Below are 17,866 nucleotides of genomic sequence, written 5' to 3' on the forward strand. Positions count from 1 at the left end.
CTCCCCGCCCCGGAACCCGATGAGCCCACCGAGCCGCTGCCGCCGTGCGCCGTCGCCGCCGTCACCGCCCCCGACGCCGATGACGAGGCCCGCCGCATCGCCACCGTCATCCGCGCTCTGCGCGGCGAGGACGGCGTCAGCCTCGACGACATGCTCCTGATCTGCCGATCCGGCGGCGCCGCCGACGACCTCGCCGCGTCCCTCATCCGTCACGGCGTCCCGGTCCGCACCGACCGACGCGCCACCGCCCTGAGGGACGAGCACGCCGTGCAGTCCCTCAGCGCGGTCATCCGGACGGCCCTGAACCCGTCGGCCCTCACCCCCGACGCCGCGGCCGCCCTGCTGCGCGGCGCGTTCGGCGACGCCGACGACCTCCAGCTCACCACCCTCCGGCGCCTCCTGCTCGCCGCCGCCGACACCGAGGACGCGCACTCCGACCAGCTGCTGGTCCGCTCCCTCACCGAACCCGGCCTCGCTGTGCGGGACGAGGTGCTCGCCGCCCAGCCGAAGCGGCGCCGAGCCTGGGCGCGGGGCGCCCTCGCGCCGCTGCTGCGGGTGCGCACCATGATCGACGCCGTCCGCGACCTCGACTCCCGGCGCATCCTCGACGTGCTCTGGGCCGCCTGGCAGGCATCCGGCCGCGCCGGTGTCTGGCAGCGCGCAGCCCTCGAGGACGGCGACGAAGGAGCGCGGATGCGCGCCGCGGTGATGAACCGCCGACTCGACGCGATGACCGCCCTGTTCACCGCGGGGGACCGCTATCAGGAGCGGCAGGCCGATGCCGACATCGCCGTGTTCCTCGCACACATCGACGACCAGGAGGTCCCCGAGGACTCCCTGTCCGCCCGCAGCGCCCTCCCGGGCCGCCTGCACATCACCACCCCCGCCGGCGCCGCCGACCACAGCGCCGACACCGTCATCATCGCCGGGCTGCAGGAGGGTGCCTGGCCGAACGTCCGCATCCGCTCCTCCGTCCTCGGCGCCGCCGACCTCGCCCTCATCGCCGACCGGCCCGACCTCGAGCACGCCGACCTCGACCTGATCCGCTCCATCCAGCGGGAGAGCGTGCTGATGGACGAACTGCGGATGATGGTCTCCGCCGCCAGCCGCGCCCGTCGCAGGCTCCTGCTCACCGCGGTCGACTCGGACTCCTCCGCCCCGTCGGTGCTGCTGCGCCTCGCCCAGGAGGTCACAGCCCAGCACGGCGGCGCTGCCTGGACCCAACCGATCCTCACCGGAGAGGACCCCGGCCCGTACCCGGACCCGCGCCGCCTCATCGCCTCCCTGCAGCGCCGCATCGCCACCGCCGACGATGATGATGAGCGCGACCTGCGGCTGCGCCAGCTGGAACGCCTCATCACCGCTGGAATCCCCGGCGCCGACCCGCACACCTGGTACCACCAGGCCCCCAGCACCCGTCGGCCCGTCATCGACGACGACGACCGGCTGCGCCTGTCCCCGTCGGCCCTGGAGACCGCCGCCGCCTGCATCCGCGCCCACCTCCTCGAAGCCGCCGCCGACCCCGGCACCGCCGGCCCCGCCCAGCTCATCGGAACAGCCCTGCACGCCCTCGCCGAAGCCCACCCCACCGCCGGGCCCGACGAGCTCGTCCGCCGCCTCCCCGACCACCTGCCGAGCCCAGCGGCCGACGCCCCGTGGCGCGAGCACGCCGACTACGAGCGGGCCGTCACGATGGCCGACAAGCTCGGCCAGTACCAGCTCGCCCACCCCGACGTGGACGCCCTGGAGCAGCGGTTCGACATCGCCCTCGGTCGGGTGGACCTCGTCGGCACGATCGACCGGATCGAACGGGAGGACGGGCAGCTGCGCGTGGTGGACTACAAGACCGGCACCGCCGCGAAGTCCGCGGACGCCGCCATGCAGGACCTGCAGCTCGCCGCCTACCAGACAGCCCTCGCCGACCAGCCCGGCTCTGTGCCCGTCGCCGGCGCCAGCCTCGTGCACATCGGCACCGCCACGAAGTCCGCCGCCATCCGCCACCAGGCGCCGCTGCGCGACCACGGCGACCCCGACTGGTTCCGCACGCTCGTCGCCGACATCGACGCAGCGGTGCGGACCCTGCCCCGGATGCTGCACCGCAACGACCACTGCCGACTGTGCGCCGTGCGCTCCTCCTGCCCCCTCCAGGACGACGGGCAGCAGCTGCGATGACCACCGACATCCGCTTCACCGCCGAACGCCTCAACCAGCTGCTCGGCCAGCACCCGCCCACTGCCGAACAGGCCGACGTGATCCAGGCGCCCCTGCAGCCCCTGCTGGTGGTCGCCGGCGCCGGCAGCGGCAAGACCGAAACGATGTCCGGCCGCGTCCTGTTCCTCATCGCCAACGGCCTGATGGAGCCGCGGCACATCCTCGGCCTCACCTTCACCCGCAAAGCCGCACTCGAACTCGAGGAGCGCATCAGCGCGCGCCTCGCCGCCCTCACCAGCGCCCTGCAGGCAGCGGGGGAGCAGCTGCCGCCCGCGCTCGAGCGCTCCCGCGACTCCCTCATCGGGCAGCGGCCGACGGTGCAGACCTACAACGGGTTCTCCCTCGACCTCGTCACCGAGCATGCCCTGCGCATCGGCATCGACCCCGACTTCACCGTGCTGACGCCCGCGGCCGCGTGGCAGATCGCGTACGAGATCGTGGACTCCTGGCCCAGCCGCCTCCCGTTCGAGCAGAGCTCAGCGACCATCGCCTCCGCCGTGGTGGCCCTGTCCGGTTCGCTCGCCGACCACCTCGCCGGCCCCGATGACCTCGACGGCTACCTCACCGACATCATCCGCACCACGCAGAACCTGCCGCTGCAGGACGAAGGCCGGCGGCGCACGAGCCCCGCCGCCGTCCGCGACCTGTGGTCCAGCATCGACCAGCGCCTCGCACTGATCCCGCTGCTGCGGCGCTTCGAGGAGATCAAACGCGAACGCGGCGCCATCGACTTCTCCGACCAGGTCTCCCTCGCCGCCCGCATCGCCGACACCGCACCCGAAGTGCCGCAGCTGATGCGGCGCATGCACCGCGCCGTGCTGCTGGACGAATTCCAGGACACCTCCGTGGCGCAGCTGCGGCTGCTCGCCGCCCTGTTCGGCGGCGGCCACCCCACCACCGCGGTGGGGGACCCGAACCAGGCGATCTACGGCTGGCGCGGCGCCTCCGCCGCCTCCCTTACCACCTTCGTCCAGGACTTCGCCGGCGAGGACGCCCCCGTCCTCCAGCGCAGCCTCTCCACCTCCTGGCGAAACGACCACCTCATCCTCGACGCCGCGAACGCCGTCAGCGCGCCCCTGACCAGCGCCAGCGACCCGGTGCAGGTGCCGCGCCTGGCCGCCAGCCCCATCGCGGGTCCCGGCACCGTGCGCACCCAGCGGTTCGCCACGGTGGAGGAGGAGGCCGACGGCATCGCCGACTGGATCGGAGCGGCCCGGACCGAGGCCGCCGAGGACCCGTCGGCCCCCGTGCCGCCCAGCGCCGCCGTCCTCGTCCGCAGCCGCGGCGCCATCCCCGCGATCGGCCGTGCCCTCCAGCGGCGCGGCATCCCGTTCCACGTCGTCGGCGGGGGAGGGCTGCTGCACGAACCCGAGGTGGCGGATGTGCGCGCCCTGTTGGAGTGCGCGGACTCCGCTCAGCGGCCCGACGCCGCCCTGCGCCTGCTCGAAGGGCCCCGCTTCGCGCTCGCCCCGCGTGACCTGCAGGTCCTCATCGAATGGCGCCGCAGCCTCGGCCGCACCAGCCGCCGCGCCGCGCCCGGCGACGACGCGACCGCGTTCACCCTCATCGACGCGATCGACTCACCCCCGCCGTACGACTGGGAGGATCGGACCGGCCGCCGGCTCTCCCGCACCGCACAGCGCCGCGTGCGCGACCTGCGGGACGTTCTGCGCCGCATGCGCCGCCACTCCAGCCTCCCGCTCGCCGACCAGGTGTCCCTCGCCATCCGCGAACTCGGCACCGACCTCGCCCTCCTCGCCGACCCGGACCGAGACCCCATCACCGCCCTCGCGAACCTCGGCCAGTTCCGCGCCTACGCCGCCGGGTACGACGCCTCCGCCGCCACCTCCGCCTCCGCCCCCACCCTCGCCGGCTTCCTCGCCTTCCTCGACGTCTCCGAGGACCAGGAGGCGGGACTCGCCGCCCCCGTCGACGCCGCCGTCATCCCCGAGGACGCCGTCACCATCTCCACCATGCACGCCTCCAAGGGCCTGGAATGGGACATGGTCGCGATCGCCGGCCTCACCGACGGCGGCTTCCCCTCGTTCACCACCCGCGGCGCGAAGGCCGTGGACCCCGCCACCGGACTGATCGCCCCGCGCGACTCCGGCTGGCTCGGCGCACTGAAGGACGCCGGCATCCCCAACGATCTGCGCGGCGACGCCGACCTGCTCGAGGAGCTCGCCTGGGGCGAGGCCGCCACCCAGGTGGACCTGGAGGGCGCGATCGAGGAGTTCCGCCTCGCCTCCGGCGCCGAGTCCCTCCGCGAAGAGCGCCGCCTCATGTACGTGGCGCTCACCCGCGCCAAGCACGCCCTGCTGCTCACCTCCGCCGCCTACAAGCCCGACGTCAAGGCTCCCGCGCCCGCCTCCCGGTTCCTCACCGAGACGCTCACCGTGGACGGGGTCGATGCCGCGCCCGACCCCGACCTGCCGGAGGAGAACCCCCTCGCGTCCGCACCGGCGCTGGTGGCGTGGCCGCAGCCGCCGAGCCCCCGCGAGGCCTCCGTCACGGCAGCGCTCACTCGCCTCCAACAGCTGCGCGAAACGAACGACCAGCCGCCCGCCGAGGCGCCGACGGATCAGCTGTCCCTCGCCGTGGACCACGTCATCGCCGACCACGAGGACCGCGCCCGGTACGGCGACGTCCACCTGCCGCTGCGCCTCAGCGCCTCCGACATCGTCGCTCTCGCCTCCGCCGACGGCGACGACCAGCGCACCCTCGACCTGCTGCGGCCGCTGCCGCGCCGCCCGTCCCCGCAGGCGTCGCTCGGCACCCAGTTCCATGCGTGGGCGGAGCGCGCCGCCGGCGCCGCCGCCCTCGTGGATCTCGACGACCTCACCGACGCCGATGACGACTCGCTCTCCGCCACGGACGCGGCCGCGCTCGCGGAGCTGCGGGAGAAGTTCGACCGCTCCCGCTTCGCGGCGATGACCCCGATCGCGGTGGAGCAGCCGGTCTCAGCGGTGCTGGGCAGCGCGTTCGCCGCGGGCGTCATCGACGCCGTGTTCCCGAACCCGGACGGGGAGGGGGTGCTGATCGTGGACTGGAAGACGGGGCGCGTCCCCTCGCGGCGCGAACTGCGGGCGAAGTCCGTGCAGCTGTCGATCTACCGCCTCGCCTGGCATCAGGCGACGGGCCTGCCGCTGGAGCGGATCCGCACCGCGTTCCACTATGTGGCGGCGGAGGAGACGGTGGAGGTCACCGACCATCTTGGGCCGGGGGACCTGGAGGCGATGATCGCCGGTCAGTCGGCGGCGTGGGAGCCGTCGAGCTCGGAGTAGGTGCGCTCAGCGTCCTCCCGCGCCATCTGCGCGAGGTCCTCTTCGATGTCCTGCAGCATGGCGAGGCCGTCGTCGACGATCTGGTCGTCGCCGCTGTCCAGCCCGGTCAGCATCCAGTCGAGCACGGCGAACTCGCCGGCGAGCTGCGTGCGCTCCACCAGGCGCGCATCGGGGCGGCGGTCGAGGTTCGCGGTGTAGGCGGTGAAGAACTCGTCGAACGCTCGCGGATCCAGTGCCGACAGGATCCACGCGAGGTCCGAGGCGGGGTCGGCGACCCTCGCCTGCGAGAAGTCGAGGAAGCCGGAGACGGAGGTGGAGTCGGCGAGGACCTTGTCCTCCGTCATGGAGCCGTGGATGAACCGCGGGGTGAAGTCCCACAGGGAGTCGTCGTCCAACAGGCGGGTCCAGCGCTGCACCACGGCGGTCGGCAGTTCGCGGTGCTCACGGGCCCGACGGATCCCGGCCCGGTGGTGGTCCCGGATCGCGGTGACGGTGAACTGCTCCGCGCCGGATGCTTCGATCGCGTACGTGGGCGTGTTGTGGAGGGTGGCGACGGCGGTGCCGAGGGAGGCGATGAGCCGCTCGTTGCTCGCGAGGTGGTCGACGTCGAGCGCCTCGCCGTCGAGGGCGAGCGCGATCATGGCGCGGCCGCCTTCGGGCAGGCGGGCGAACCCCTGCGGGGACTGCACCAGAGGCGCCAGTTCGGTGCCGCTGAGGGCCTCCAGCACCACGGTCTCCTGCTCGAGCCGCGCACCGGATGCGGGGTCGGTGCCGGCGGCGACCACCCAGAAGCGGTCCTGGTCGTCGAGCACCACGGCGGTGTCGATGTCCGGGGCGCTGTCGGTTCGGCGGCAGCGCACCGGGATCACCCCGGGGATGCCCGCGGAGGCGAGGGCAGCGAGAGCGTAAGGATTTCTTTCCACAGCACCACCCTAGGGGCTCAGAGCTGACAGCTAGGGTGGGACGCATGCCGAATCCCGCGAACTTTCCCACACGCTTCCTCACATCCTCCTATCGGGCGGGTGAGGATGCACGGCTGGCACCCGTCGGCACCGCCGCCGACGCCGCCAACCGAGTCCGGGTCCGCGGCAGCGGCGTCGCCGTCACCGGTGAGCAGCCCGGCTCGATCCGCCTCTCCCTCGACCCGCTGACCCCCGCCGATCTGGGGGCCGACGGGGTCCGCGGCGGCATCCTGCTGGGCACCGATCACGGGCTCGACACCCTCACCGCCGACCTCACCGACGCCCCGGAGTCCGTCGGCCTGCCGCCGGGCGCCCGCTACGCCCCGCTGCGGCAGGTGGGGCCCCACCTGGACCGGCGGGAGGCGAACCTGGCACTGACGGCTGTGGCGATGAGCACGTGGGACCGCACGGTCCGCTTCTGCTCCGACTGCGGCGGCACGATGCGACCGGCGAAGAACGGCTGGATGAAGCGCTGCGACGCGGACCACCTGATGTTCCCCCGCACCGACCCGGCGATGATCGTCGCCGTCACCGATGAGCACGACCGCCTTCTGATCGCCCGCAACCACCGCTCCACGACCGGCACCTCCAGCGTGCTCGCCGGGTTCGTGGACCCGGGGGAGGACCTCGAGACCACGGTGCGCCGCGAAGTGCACGAAGAGGTGGGACTGGAGGTGACGGATGTCCGGTACCGGTTCAGTCAGCCGTGGCCGTACCCCCGGTCGCTGATGATCGCCTTCACCGCCCGGGTCGTCACCGGCCTCGGCGAGGGGGACATTGCCCTGCTGGACGGGGAGATCGAGCAGGCGCGCTTCCTCACCCGCGAGGAGATGCGCGCCGCCCTCGCCGACGGGACCCTCCGCATCCCCGAGCACGGCTCCCTGGGCCGCGCTCTGATCGACCTCTGGGAGGCCGGCGAGTGAGGCCCGAGCAGATCCTCGAGCAGCTGGACCCGGAGCAGCGGCAGGTCGCCGAATCGATCGGCGGGCCGCTCTGCGTCCTCGCCGGTGCCGGCACCGGCAAGACCCGCGCCATCACCCACCGCATCGCATACGCGGTCGCCACCGGCAAGTACAACCCCCGCCATGTGCTCGCGGTGACGTTCACCTCGAAGGCGGCGGCGGAGATGCGGTCGCGGCTGCGGGACCTCGGCACCCCGGCGGTGCAGGCCCGCACCTTTCACTCGGCGGCGCTGCGCCAGCTGCGGTACTTCTGGCCCCGCACGATCGGCGGCCCCATGCCGGAACTGGTGCCGAACAAGATCGGCATGGTCGCCAGCGCCTGCCACCAGCTGAACATGAAGGTGGACCGCGCGGCGCTGCGGGACATCACCAGTGAGCTGGAGTGGGCGAAGGTGTCGCTGATCCTGCCGGAGCAGTACCCGGTGGCGGCGGCACGCCTCGGCCGCGAAGGGGTCTCCGGGTTCGATGCCCGCTCCATCGCCCGCATCATGGCCCGGTACGAGGACGTCAAGAGCGACAACAACGTCATCGACTTCGATGACGTGCTGCTGCTGACCGCGTCCCTGCTGGACGACTACCCGCAGATGGCGCGGGAGGTGCGCGGCCAGTACCGCCACTTCGTGGTGGACGAGTTCCAGGACGTCTCCGCGCTGCAGCACCGACTGCTGCGCGCCTGGCTCGGCCACTCCCAGGACGTGTGCGTGGTGGGCGACGCCGCCCAGACGATCTACACCTTCGCCGGCGCGCAGTCGACCTATCTGACGGAGTTCACCAAGGAGTTCCCCCGGGCGTCCGTGGTGAAGCTGGAGCGCAACTACCGCTCCACCCCCGAGATCGTGAAGGCCGCCAACGGGGTGCTCGATGCCGCTGCTTCGCGCCGCGATGACACCCGCCTCACCCTGCGCGCCCAGCGCGACTCCGGCCCGCAGCCCCTCGTCATCGGCTACGACGACGATGTGAAGGAGGCCGACGGGGTCGCCGACTCCATCGGGCAGCTCATCAACGCCGGCACGCCCGCCAGCGACATCGCGATCCTGTTCCGCACGAACGCGCAGTCGGAGAACTTCGAGCAGGCGCTCGGCGTGAAGAACATTCCCTACCTCGTGAAGGGCGGGGAGAAGTTCTTCGAACGCCAGGACGTGCGCTCGGCGATGGTGACGCTGCGCGCCGCCGTGGCGGCGGCCCCGCCCGGTCACGACCCGGCGCAGGTGGCGATGGATGTGCTGTCCGGGCAGGGATGGACCACCACCCCGCCGGAGGGCACCGGTGCGATCCGTGAGCGCTGGGATGCGCTGAACGCCATCGTGAACGTCGCGAAGAACATCGGCGAGCGCGAGGGCTCCACCATTCAGGACGTGGTGGCGGAGCTCCAGGAGCGGGCGGAGGCGCAGTCGGCGCCGACGGTGGAGGGCGTCACCCTTGCCTCCATCCACACCGCGAAGGGCCTGGAGTGGCCGGTGGTGTACGTCGTGGGAGCCTCGCGCGGCCTGATCCCGATCTCGATGGCGAAGACCGATGAGGCGATCGAGGAGGAGCGGCGCCTGTTCTATGTGGCGCTGACCCGCGCCCGGGACATCCTCACCGTCACCTGGTCCGCGGCTCGCAGCGAAGGGGCGCGCGCCTCCCGCAAGGCGTCCCCGTTCATCCAAGGCGCGTTCGATCGGTCCCGCGACCGCACGGACCGCTCGGCTGTGTCCCGCTCCACCGGCCGGCGCGGCGCCACGATCTTCCTGCACTGCTCGCAGTGCTCGGGGGCGCTGGAAACAGCGGCGGAGCAGAAGATCGGGCGGCACCGCGACTGCGGCGGTGAGCAGTCCGCTGAGCTGTTCAACGCTCTGCGCGAGTGGCGTCTGGACGTGTCGCGGGAGCTGAAGCGACCCGCGTTCGCCGTGTTCACCAATGACACGCTGCTGGCGATCGCGGACCGCGCCCCGCGGGACGAGGCGCAGCTGCTGGCGATCCCCGGCATGGGGCCGGTGAAGCGGGAGCAGTACGGCGAGGCTGTGCTGGCGATCGTGAACCGTGTCCTCGGCTCTGAGAAGCAGTGAAATCCCAGGTCAGAAAATCGTTGGCCCTCCGGCGCGGTGCGCTGTAGGCTGTGACGCGACGATTGACCGCATCGTGAGCGAGAGGATCGCTCGCGCGAGAACCGAAGGAGGTGCCTGATGAACAACAACTGGACACAGCTCATGCTGACCGCTCAGGCACCCGTGCGCCCGCGCATCGGGGGAGTGGACTCCTGACATCCAGGGCGTGACCGCCCTGCCAGTCCGCTCCACGGGCTTGCCCGCGTCCGGCAGTGAGCCCCCGCACCCTTTGTGATCCTCTCCGTCTGCGTCCAGAAAGCACCACGATGACGTTCGCTTCTGCAGCCCTGCTGTCCTCCACCGCCGCCCCCACCCGACAGATGCCGGGTCCCGTCGGCTCACCGTCCATCCCGAGCGACCTGCCCTGCGCGGGTGATGCCGCCGACCTCTTCTTCTCCGCCTCCCCCGCCGAGCTGAACGAGGCGAAGCAGCTGTGCGCCCACTGCCCGCTGCGCACGGAATGCCTGGACGGCGCCCTGCGCCGCGCCGAACCCTGGGGCGTGTGGGGCGGCGAGATCCTCGACAACGGTCGCGTCATCGCCGCCAAGCGCGGCCGCGGCCGGCCCCGCAAGTCCGAGACCGCTGCTGAGCAGGCGGCGTAGGGGGGGGGGGTGACGGAGCACGGCATCGAGGTCCCCATCGCCGGCGAAGAACGGGTCCTCCTCCGTACCGAACACATGCACATCGGGCCCCGTCGGCAGTCCCCCGTCGACGGATGAGGGGTCGATGAAGGCGTGGACCAGCAGCGCCCCTCGTGCAGTGGGCCGGCGATGCGGCGAACGCCGCCGGTGAGGCCGAGGACATGGCGGAGGAGAACGATCGTCGTTATGGGTCGACCCCAGCGTCGGATGCCGGAGATCCACTGTCACGGGGCCCGGAGAACGCTGGGAACGCAGAAGCGGGACTCCCCGTCATGGGAAGTCCCGCTCGCCGTCTGCTGGTGGCGTCAGGACGCCTTGCCGAGGATGCGGTTGAGCTTGGTGCTGCATTCCGGGCAGGTGCCCTTGGCGTAGCGGCGACCGTTCTGCTCCACGACGTTGCCGGTGGCTTCGCGCTTCTCGCGGCACTTCACGCAGTAGAACTCACCGGTCCACGTTTCGTCAGCCATGTTGGTGCTCCTTCTCATGGATGGAGACGAGGGTGTCCTCGTCGCTGTCACCCCAGCGCACGGATCGGCTGTGACCGGCCCGCGGGGATTTGGCACCAGCGTAACCCGCTGTTCTTCAAAGAGAACGGCGACCCTGGAGCTTCGGGATGATCAGCGGGTGTTCCACCGCAGAAGGAGAAGTGCTCCGGGTCGCCGTTTCGCCGCCTTCACAGACGGAGGACTCCGGGGGCTCTCAGCACCACGCGCACCTTCCCCGTGTGCGTTCTGCTAGTTATCCCGAAGCCCTTGTCCGATCGAATCTAATGGCCTTCTCCGCCTCGGTCAACGCGTCGTTGTGCGCCCACTGTGGACAAGTCAGGGCCAGCTGTGGAAACCACGCGAACCTGTGTGGACATCGTGTGTGTGACACGCCGACGACGCACCGTCACACAACTCTGACCAGCGCAAACGCCATACCCGGGGACCGCAGGTAAAATCTTTCTGGCAGGGCCGGGCGCCCCTCACACTCCCGCTGCGCAGCGGTGCCCCCGCACAGTTGTCCACAGACTCCCCGCCGACATCGCTGACCTGCACAGGGATGGGCGGATCGTCGCTAGACTCGCCCCATGCCGCGCAGCCGACGAGTCCTTTCCCGCGACCTGGTGAGGTCCTCCGCGACCCGCCGCACCGAGCTGGTGCAGTTCGCGGACATCGACGAGCCGATCCTCGTCACCCGCTCGAAGCGCCGGCGCCGCACCATCAGCGCCCGGAGAGTCGACGGCCGGATGGAGCTGCAGGTCCCTTGGAGGCTCTCCGCCGCCGAGGAGCATCGGTGGGCGCTGCACATGCTCGAGCGCGCCGAGCAGTCCCGCCACCGGGCCGCGCCCAGCAGCGATGACGATCTGCTCGCTCGCGCCCGCGAGCTCACTCGCCGCTATCTCCCACCGGGGACCGACGGGCCCGTCAGCGTCCGCTGGGTCAGCAACCAGGGCAGCCGCTGGGGCTCGTGCAGCACGCTGGAGCGCACCATCCGCCTGTCCGACCAGCTGCAGGGGATGCCCCGTTTCGTGCAGGACGCGGTCCTCGTCCATGAGCTCGCGCATCTGGTGGAGGCGAACCATTCACCCGCGTTCTGGGCGATCGCCGATTCGTTCGAGCACGCCGAGAAGGCGAAGGGCTTCCTCGAGGGCGTGGCCTACGCGCAGTCGCTGCCCCCGTCGGACTTCTGAGGACGATCCAGTCCCAGCGCGGCGAGCGTGGCGTGCAGGTCCTGAACCAGACCCGCCGGCAGGTCATCGAGTCCGAACCAGGCCAGCCCCGCGCTCTCCCGCTCGCTGATCGCGAGTCCGTCCTCGGCGCTGGCCGGGGTGAACGGGGCACGCAGCAGGTACTGCACATCCCAGTGCTCGCGGCAGTGCGCGAAGTTCTGGTTCAGAGCGTGCGCGTGCAGCATGGCCGGGCCGTCGCCCACCACCTGCAGGTCCCTCAGTCCGGACTCCTCGGCGGCTTCGCGCCGCGCGGCCTGTTCGAAGGATGTCTCGCCGTCATCGATGTGGCCGCCGAACTGCAGCCAGGCCCCCACCTTCCGGTGCAGGTGCAGAGCGATGTGCTCACCGGAGGCGTCGATCACGATCGCGGAGGCGGTGAAGTGAAGGGGCCCGCTCGACTTGCGGTGCGCCTGCGTGCTCGAGCGCGCGAGCTGCAGGAACTGCTCCCGCTGCGCGGCCGGGCCCGTCGCGCGCTCCAGCTCAGTGATGAATCGACTGCTCATGCGGCCGGTGCCGGGCCGGGCTCATCGCCGTCCCCGTCGCCATCGCCGTCCTCCTTCGGCGCTTCTGGGAGTTCGCCGTCCAGCAGGCGACGCAGCTCCTCATCGAAGTCCGCATCGAAGTCGGCGGCGGCCTCCGCGGGCTGCTCAGCGGCGTCGGCCTTCGGCGCCTGCGGCTGCCCGGACAGCACCTCGGGGGAGGGCAGCAGGTCCGGGTGCGCCCACACCTTCTCGCGGCCGGCCGCGCCCTCGGTGTCGAGCACGGACTGCCACCAGTCGTACGCCTCCGAAATGGAGCGGGGGCGCAGTTCGATGCCGACCAGGTTCGCGAGCATCTGCTCGGCCTGACCGCCGGTGGCGCGGCGGCGCCGCACCAGTTCCCGCATCGCATCCAGGCGCGGCAGCTTCCCCTCCAGCGCGTGCGTGACCACGTGGTCCACCCACGACTCGATCAGCGCGAGCGTGGTGGTGAGCTCGGTGAGGGCGCGCTCCTGACGCTCCGACCGGGTGAAGGTGAACATGTCCTCCGGGTTGAGCGCGCTCATCGCGTTGGGGTCGGACACGTCCACGTCCCGCATCTTCTCCTCCAGGGAGGAGAGGTCCAGTTCGATGCCGCGGGCGTAGCCCTCGATCGCGGTGAAGAGGTGCTCCGGCAGCCACGGTGCGCTGCGGAACAGGGTGACGTGGGCGATCTCGCGGGCCGCGAAGAAGATCCGGGCGGCGCTCGGGTCGAGGTCGGAGTCCGCCAGGAGGTCGTCGAGGTTGGCGGGGATGAGCACCGGGGCGGAGGAGTCCCAGAGCGGCAGCGAGAGGTCGGTGGTGCCGAGCTGCTCGCGGGCGAGGGAGCCGATGGCGTGCCCGAACTGCATGCCGAACATGGTGCCGCCCATCATCCGCATCATGGCGCGCGGATCGCCCATGCCCATGGCGCCGAGGCCCTCCATGCCGGGCATGGACTGCATCTGCTCCATCTGCTTGCCGAGGGCGTCGCCGATGGCGCCGGCCATGTACTCGGCGACCGGCTCCACCACCTTCTGCCAGCGGGGAATGGTGCGGTTCACCCAGGTGCCGCGGGTCCATGCCTGCAGCGGCGCGGCGGGGACGTCCACATCCACCACCTGCTGCAGCCACAGCCGGGCGATGGTGGCTGCTTCGTCGAGGGCGTGCTGCGCTTCGGGAGTGACCGACGGGTCCCCGTCCGTGCCGATCTGCGAGCCGCCGGTGGGCGGCAGAGCGTGCCCCGGCACCATCGTGACGGAGCCGGAGGCGACCTGTCGGGCGAGGTCCTGGGCGAGCTTCCAGTTCACGGGCTCATCACCGCCGGAGGCGAACAGCGACTGCATCTGCGCGGCCGCGGCCTGCAGCATCGCGGGGTCGGACGGCAGACCGGCTCCCTTCGCCAGTTCCGTCAGGTCCATGCCCTCGAGCGCGCCGGGTGGCAGCTGGCCGCCGAACACCTCTTCGAGGAACTTGCGGAGGTTCTCTTCGTCAGATCCGGATGAAGACGTCATAGCGCTCAGAGTATCCGCCTGCGCTTGGAGCAGACTCCGCAGGAGCGTCCCCGTGCCACAATGGGGCCGTGTCGTCCCCCGCCCCAGTGTCCCAGCAGTCGCGCCGCATCTCCGCGCGGCGTTCCCTGATCGGCAGCATCGCCCTGATCGCTCTGTGCGTGCTCACCCTCATCGCCACGCTCACCCCGTCGCCGTACGTCATCGAGTCGGCGGGGCCGACGGTGGACGTCCTCGGTGAGGTCGACGGCACCCAGGTGATCGAGGTGAAGGGCAGCGAGCCGGAGAAGCCCGACGGCCAGCTGCGCATGACCACTGTCGCCGTGCTCGGCGCACCCGGTCAGCCCGCCCCGACCACCGCGGTGTTCGCCGCCTGGTTCGACCCCACGAAGTCGATCCTGCCGCGCGAAGCGGTCTACCCCGACACGCAGGACGAAGAGGGCAACAAGCTCATGACGTCCGCGCAGATGAGCTCCTCCCAGCAGGAGGCGATCGCCGTCGCCCTCGCCGCCCAGGGCATGGAGTCCACGCCGGTGGTCCGCATCTCCGGGGTGCGCTCCGACGGTCCCGCCGCTCAGCTGCTGAAGCCGGGCGACCGCGTCGTGTCCGTCAACGGCACCGAGTCCGACGAGGTTCCCGCCCTGCAGAAGGCCACCGCCGACACCCCCGCCGGCGGCACCGCCGACTTCGTGGTGGAGCGCGACGGGAAGAGGACGACCGTGTCCGTGCCGGTGGAGCAGAAGGACGGGCGCAGCGTCGTCGGCATCGTGCTGACCCCCGGGTTCGACTTCCCCGTGGACGTCAGGATCGCCCTGGACGGCATCGGTGGGCCCAGCGCCGGCCTCATCTTCGCCCTCGGCATCTACGACGAGATGACCCCCGGCAGCCTCACCGGTGGGAAGCGGATCGCCGGCACCGGCACCATCGACCAGAGCGGCGCCGTCGGCCCCATCGGCGGGATTCGGCAGAAGCTGGTCGGCGCGAAGGAGGACGGCGCCGAGTTCTTCCTCGCTCCCGCCGACAACTGCGCCGAGGTGGTCGGTCACGTGCCCGACGGGCTGAGCGTGGTCCGGGTCTCCACGTTCGAGGACGCCAAGCACGCTGTCGAGACCATCGCCGACTCCGGCAGCACCGCCGGTCTGCCCACCTGCACCGCCTCCGAAAGGACCTGATCCATGGCCCGCCAGCGCCGCCCCCGCTCCACCGACGCCCTGTCCCAGAAGACCGTCGTGTTCGACTTCGGCGGCGTCATATCCGCCGCCCACGACCCCGTCCCCGCGATCCACGCCGAGACCGGCGGCGACATCGAGGAGGTCCGCGCCGCGTTCTGGGGCGAACGCCTCGCCTACGACACCGGCGACCTCACCCTCGAGGAGTACTGGGGCCGCGTCTGCGCGGCGGCGGGCGTCGAGGACCCCTCCGCCGATGAGCTCGCCCACCTGCAGGACGTCGACAACCGCTACTGGCTGGAGATCCACCCGGAGTCCCGCAGCCTTATCCACGACCTCGCCCGCAACGGCGTCCGTCTGGTGCTGCTGTCCAATGCATCGGTCGCGTTCGGTGAGGCCGTGCGCCGCGCCGAATGGTTCGAGGCGTTCAGCTTCGCCATCATCTCCGGTGAGGAGGGCGTGGTGAAGCCGGACCTGCGGATCTTCGAGGTCCTGCTGGAGACCCTCTCCCACGAGACCGGGGGAGTGGAGCGCCCCGGGTCCACGATCTTCTTCGACGACGTCGAGGAGAACGTGGAGGCGGCCCGCCGCCTCGGCATCGACGCCCACCGGTGGCCGCGCAACGGCGACGGCGCCGCCGACAACGGCTGGGAGATCGCCCGCGCACACCTCGCCGGGCGCGGCATCCCGCTGGACTGAGCGACCGGGAGCCATTGGTAGGCTGGCCCAGTGCGCTCCCGGCCGCCTGAGCCGACGAGCGGTCCATCAGTCTTCTTTTTGCACACATGCTGCACGGCGACACTCCGACAGTGTCCTGACCAGGGGAAATCGCTTGGCTGAATTCATTTACACGATGTACAAGGCACGGAAGTCGGTGGGCGACAAGCTCATCCTCGACGACGTGACCATGAGCTTCTACCCGGGCGCGAAGATCGGCATGGTCGGTCCCAATGGCGCCGGCAAGTCCACGATCCTCAAGATCATGGCGGGGCTCGATGAGCCCAGCAACGGCGAGGCGCGCCTCAGCCCCGGCTACACCGTGGGCATCCTGCTGCAGGAGCCGCCGCTGAACGAGGAGAAGACCGTCCTCGAGAACGTCCAGGAGGGCATGGGCGACCTCTACGCGAAGGTCCAGCGCTTCAACGAGATCGGCGAGGAGATGGCGCAGCCGGACGCTGACTTCGACGCCCTCATGGAGGAGATGGGCAAGCTCCAGACCGACATCGACGCCGCCAACGGCTGGGACCTCGACTCCCAGCTCAACCAGGCGATGGACGCCCTCCGTCTCCCGCCGGGCGATGAGAAGGTCACCCACCTCTCCGGTGGTGAGCGCCGCCGCGTGGCACTGTGCAAGCTCCTGCTGGAGAAGCCGGACCTGCTGCTGCTGGACGAGCCCACCAACCACCTCGATGCCGAGTCGGTCCTCTGGCTGGAGAAGCATCTCCAGGCGTACGAGGGCGCTGTCATCGCCATCACCCACGACCGCTACTTCCTCGACCACGTCGCCGAGTGGATCGCCGAAGTCGACCGCGGCCACCTCTACCCGTACGAGGGCAACTACTCCACCTACCTGGAGAAGAAGGAGGCGCGCCTGCAGGTGCAGGGCAAGAAGGATGCGAAGCTCGCCAAGCGCCTCAAGGAGGAGCTCGAGTGGGTGCGCTCCAACGCGAAGGGCCGCCAGACCAAGTCGAAGGCCCGACTCGCCCGTTACGAGGAGATGGCGGCGGAGGCCGAGCGCACCCGCAAGCTCGACTTCGACGAGATCGTCATCCCGCCCGGCCCGCGGCTGGGCAATGTGGTCATCGACGCCAAGGACCTCAAGAAGGGCTTCGGAGACCGCGTCCTCATCGACGGCCTCTCCTTCTCGCTGCCGCCGAACGGCATCGTCGGCGTCATCGGCCCCAACGGTGTCGGCAAGACCACGCTGTTCAAGACCATCGTGGGTCTGGAGCCGCTGGACGGTGGTGAGCTGAAGATCGGCGAGACCGTGAAGATCAGCTACGTCGACCAGAACCGGTCGAACATCGATCCGGAGAAGACTCTGTGGGAGGTCGTGTCCGAGGGCAACGACTTCATCCAGGTGGGCAAGGTGGAGATCCCCTCGCGCGCCTACGTCTCCCAGTTCGGCTTCAAGGGCCCGGACCAGCAGAAGAAGGCCGGTGTGCTCTCCGGTGGTGAGCGCAACCGCCTGAACCTGGCGCTGACCCTCAAGCAGGGCGGCAACCTGCTCCTGCTCGATGAGCCGACGAACGACCTCGACGTCCAGACGCTCGGCTCCCTGGAGAACGCACTGCTGAACTTCCCAGGCTGCGCCGTGGTCGTCACCCACGACCGCTGGTTCCTGGACCGCATCGCGACCCACATCATCGCCTACGAGGGCACCGAGGAGAATCCGTCGAACTGGCACTGGTTCGAGGGCAACTTCGAAGCGTACGAGCGCAACAAGGTCGAGCGACTCGGCGAGGAGGCGGCGCGTCCGCACCGCGTCACGCACCGTCGCCTCACCCGCGACTGATCATCACTGCAGAGGAAGGGCCGGTTCCCCTCGGGGGAACCGGCCCTTCCTCGTTCAACCGTGACTCCTGCGCCTCTCTACTCACCGCCGGTGGTCTGCTGACCGGTGCTCACAGCTGTGCCCAGCGCGCCCCCGGGCGCCTTCAGGGACTCGTCGGCGGCACCGCGCTGCCGGACCAGCAGCAGGTGCACGGCCAGCGCGATGACGAGGACGATCAGACAGGCGATGAGGATTCCGCCCAGCGCAAGACCAGCGAGCACGAGTGTCTCCATGCGGTCTCCTGATTGAATATTGAACTGATGGCGGCCTGTCC

At 70.8% G+C, this 17,866-nt stretch carries 14 protein-coding genes; 9 read left to right on the forward strand and 5 right to left on the reverse strand.

Annotation, left to right across the window (positions count from 1 at the left end; genetic code table 11):
* On the forward strand, nucleotides 1-2,172 hold a 2,172-nt coding region (locus MHY20_RS11545), incomplete at its 5' end, for a PD-(D/E)XK nuclease family protein (protein WP_275436374.1).
* A complete protein-coding gene (locus tag MHY20_RS01485) occupies nucleotides 2,169-5,495 on the forward strand; it encodes an ATP-dependent DNA helicase (protein ID WP_239374080.1) in 3,327 nt (1,108 codons plus the stop codon). The genes MHY20_RS11545 and MHY20_RS01485, both read left to right, overlap by 4 nt.
* Here the strand turns inward: MHY20_RS01485 and MHY20_RS01490 are convergent.
* A complete protein-coding gene (locus MHY20_RS01490) occupies nucleotides 5,459-6,418 on the reverse strand; it encodes a phosphotransferase (RefSeq protein WP_183375058.1) in 960 nt (319 codons plus the stop codon). The two genes, MHY20_RS01485 and MHY20_RS01490, sit on opposite strands and share 37 nt — an antisense overlap.
* A 44-nt stretch (nucleotides 6,419-6,462) precedes the next feature.
* Here MHY20_RS01490 and nudC point away from each other — a divergent pair, with 44 nt between their 5' ends.
* From nudC to MHY20_RS01505, 3 genes are all read left to right on the forward strand, one after another.
* On the forward strand, nucleotides 6,463-7,380 hold the full coding sequence (gene nudC, locus MHY20_RS01495) for an NAD(+) diphosphatase (protein WP_239374083.1): 918 nt from the start codon (nucleotides 6,463-6,465) through the stop codon (nucleotides 7,378-7,380).
* Entirely contained in the window at nucleotides 7,377-9,467 is a 2,091-nt protein-coding gene (locus MHY20_RS01500; protein WP_239374085.1) for an ATP-dependent DNA helicase UvrD2, read from the forward strand. The genes nudC and MHY20_RS01500 overlap by 4 nt, the downstream gene beginning before the upstream one ends.
* A gap of 305 nt (nucleotides 9,468-9,772) precedes the next feature.
* Nucleotides 9,773-10,108 (forward strand): WhiB family transcriptional regulator, encoded by a 336-nt coding sequence (locus tag MHY20_RS01505; protein ID WP_275436375.1) that lies wholly within the window; start codon nucleotides 9,773-9,775, stop codon nucleotides 10,106-10,108.
* A gap of 344 nt (nucleotides 10,109-10,452) precedes the next feature.
* Here the strand turns inward: MHY20_RS01505 and MHY20_RS01510 are convergent, their stop codons facing one another.
* On the reverse strand, nucleotides 10,453-10,614 hold the full coding sequence (locus MHY20_RS01510; RefSeq protein WP_183375054.1) for a DUF5679 domain-containing protein: 162 nt from the start codon (nucleotides 10,612-10,614) through the stop codon (nucleotides 10,453-10,455).
* 605 nt (nucleotides 10,615-11,219) lie between these two features.
* Here MHY20_RS01510 and MHY20_RS01515 point away from each other — a divergent pair.
* Entirely contained in the window at nucleotides 11,220-11,822 is a 603-nt protein-coding gene (locus MHY20_RS01515; protein WP_239374087.1) for a M48 family metallopeptidase, read from the forward strand.
* Here MHY20_RS01515 and MHY20_RS01520 read toward each other — a convergent pair.
* Both MHY20_RS01520 and MHY20_RS01525 read right to left on the reverse strand, forming a co-directional pair.
* Nucleotides 11,789-12,364 (reverse strand): NUDIX domain-containing protein, encoded by a 576-nt coding sequence (locus MHY20_RS01520; RefSeq protein WP_239374089.1) that lies wholly within the window; start codon nucleotides 12,362-12,364, stop codon nucleotides 11,789-11,791. The two genes, MHY20_RS01515 and MHY20_RS01520, sit on opposite strands and share 34 nt — an antisense overlap.
* Nucleotides 12,361-13,872, reverse strand: a complete 1,512-nt coding sequence (locus tag MHY20_RS01525; RefSeq protein ID WP_239374091.1) for a zinc-dependent metalloprotease — start codon at nucleotides 13,870-13,872, stop codon at nucleotides 12,361-12,363. The genes MHY20_RS01520 and MHY20_RS01525 overlap by 4 nt, the downstream gene beginning before the upstream one ends.
* 68 nt (nucleotides 13,873-13,940) lie before the next feature.
* Between MHY20_RS01525 and MHY20_RS11700 the strand changes: the two genes are divergently transcribed.
* The 3 genes from MHY20_RS11700 (at nucleotide 13,941) to ettA (ending at nucleotide 17,553) form a co-directional block, all read left to right on the forward strand.
* Nucleotides 13,941-15,041 (forward strand): PDZ domain-containing protein, encoded by a 1,101-nt coding sequence (locus MHY20_RS11700; RefSeq protein WP_343217723.1) that lies wholly within the window; start codon nucleotides 13,941-13,943, stop codon nucleotides 15,039-15,041.
* A 3-nt stretch (nucleotides 15,042-15,044) separates the two neighbouring features.
* On the forward strand, nucleotides 15,045-15,737 hold the full coding sequence (locus MHY20_RS01540; protein WP_239374093.1) for an HAD family phosphatase: 693 nt from the start codon (nucleotides 15,045-15,047) through the stop codon (nucleotides 15,735-15,737).
* 133 nt (nucleotides 15,738-15,870) lie between these two features.
* Nucleotides 15,871-17,553: an energy-dependent translational throttle protein EttA gene (ettA, locus tag MHY20_RS01545; RefSeq protein ID WP_183375043.1), complete on the forward strand. Its 1,683-nt coding sequence runs from the start codon at nucleotides 15,871-15,873 to the stop codon at nucleotides 17,551-17,553.
* 77 nt (nucleotides 17,554-17,630) lie between these two features.
* Here the strand turns inward: ettA and MHY20_RS01550 are convergent, their stop codons facing one another.
* The gene (locus MHY20_RS01550; protein ID WP_239374095.1) at nucleotides 17,631-17,825 is read right to left on the reverse strand and encodes a hypothetical protein; all 195 of its coding nucleotides are present in this window, start codon (nucleotides 17,823-17,825) and stop codon (nucleotides 17,631-17,633) included.
* Nucleotides 17,826-17,866: the final 41 nt, after the last annotated feature.

The organism is Helcobacillus sp. ACRRO (genome assembly GCF_022347125.1).
Classification (GTDB): domain Bacteria; phylum Actinomycetota; class Actinomycetes; order Actinomycetales; family Dermabacteraceae; genus Helcobacillus; species Helcobacillus massiliensis.

Coding starts and splice junctions, on each gene's coding strand:
- MHY20_RS01550 (WP_239374095.1), bottom strand. CDS start 17,825: ATGGAGACACTCGTGCTCGCTGGTCTTGCGCTGGGCGGAATCCTCATC.
- MHY20_RS01505 (WP_275436375.1), top strand. CDS start 9,773: ATGACGTTCGCTTCTGCAGCCCTGCTGTCCTCCACCGCCGCCCCCACC.
- MHY20_RS01510 (WP_183375054.1), bottom strand. CDS start 10,614: ATGGCTGACGAAACGTGGACCGGTGAGTTCTACTGCGTGAAGTGCCGC.
- MHY20_RS01515 (WP_239374087.1), top strand. CDS start 11,220: ATGCCGCGCAGCCGACGAGTCCTTTCCCGCGACCTGGTGAGGTCCTCC.
- nudC (WP_239374083.1), top strand. CDS start 6,463: ATGCCGAATCCCGCGAACTTTCCCACACGCTTCCTCACATCCTCCTAT.
- MHY20_RS01485 (WP_239374080.1), top strand. CDS start 2,169: ATGACCACCGACATCCGCTTCACCGCCGAACGCCTCAACCAGCTGCTC.
- MHY20_RS01520 (WP_239374089.1), bottom strand. CDS start 12,364: ATGAGCAGTCGATTCATCACTGAGCTGGAGCGCGCGACGGGCCCGGCC.
- MHY20_RS01540 (WP_239374093.1), top strand. CDS start 15,045: ATGGCCCGCCAGCGCCGCCCCCGCTCCACCGACGCCCTGTCCCAGAAG.
- MHY20_RS01525 (WP_239374091.1), bottom strand. CDS start 13,872: ATGACGTCTTCATCCGGATCTGACGAAGAGAACCTCCGCAAGTTCCTC.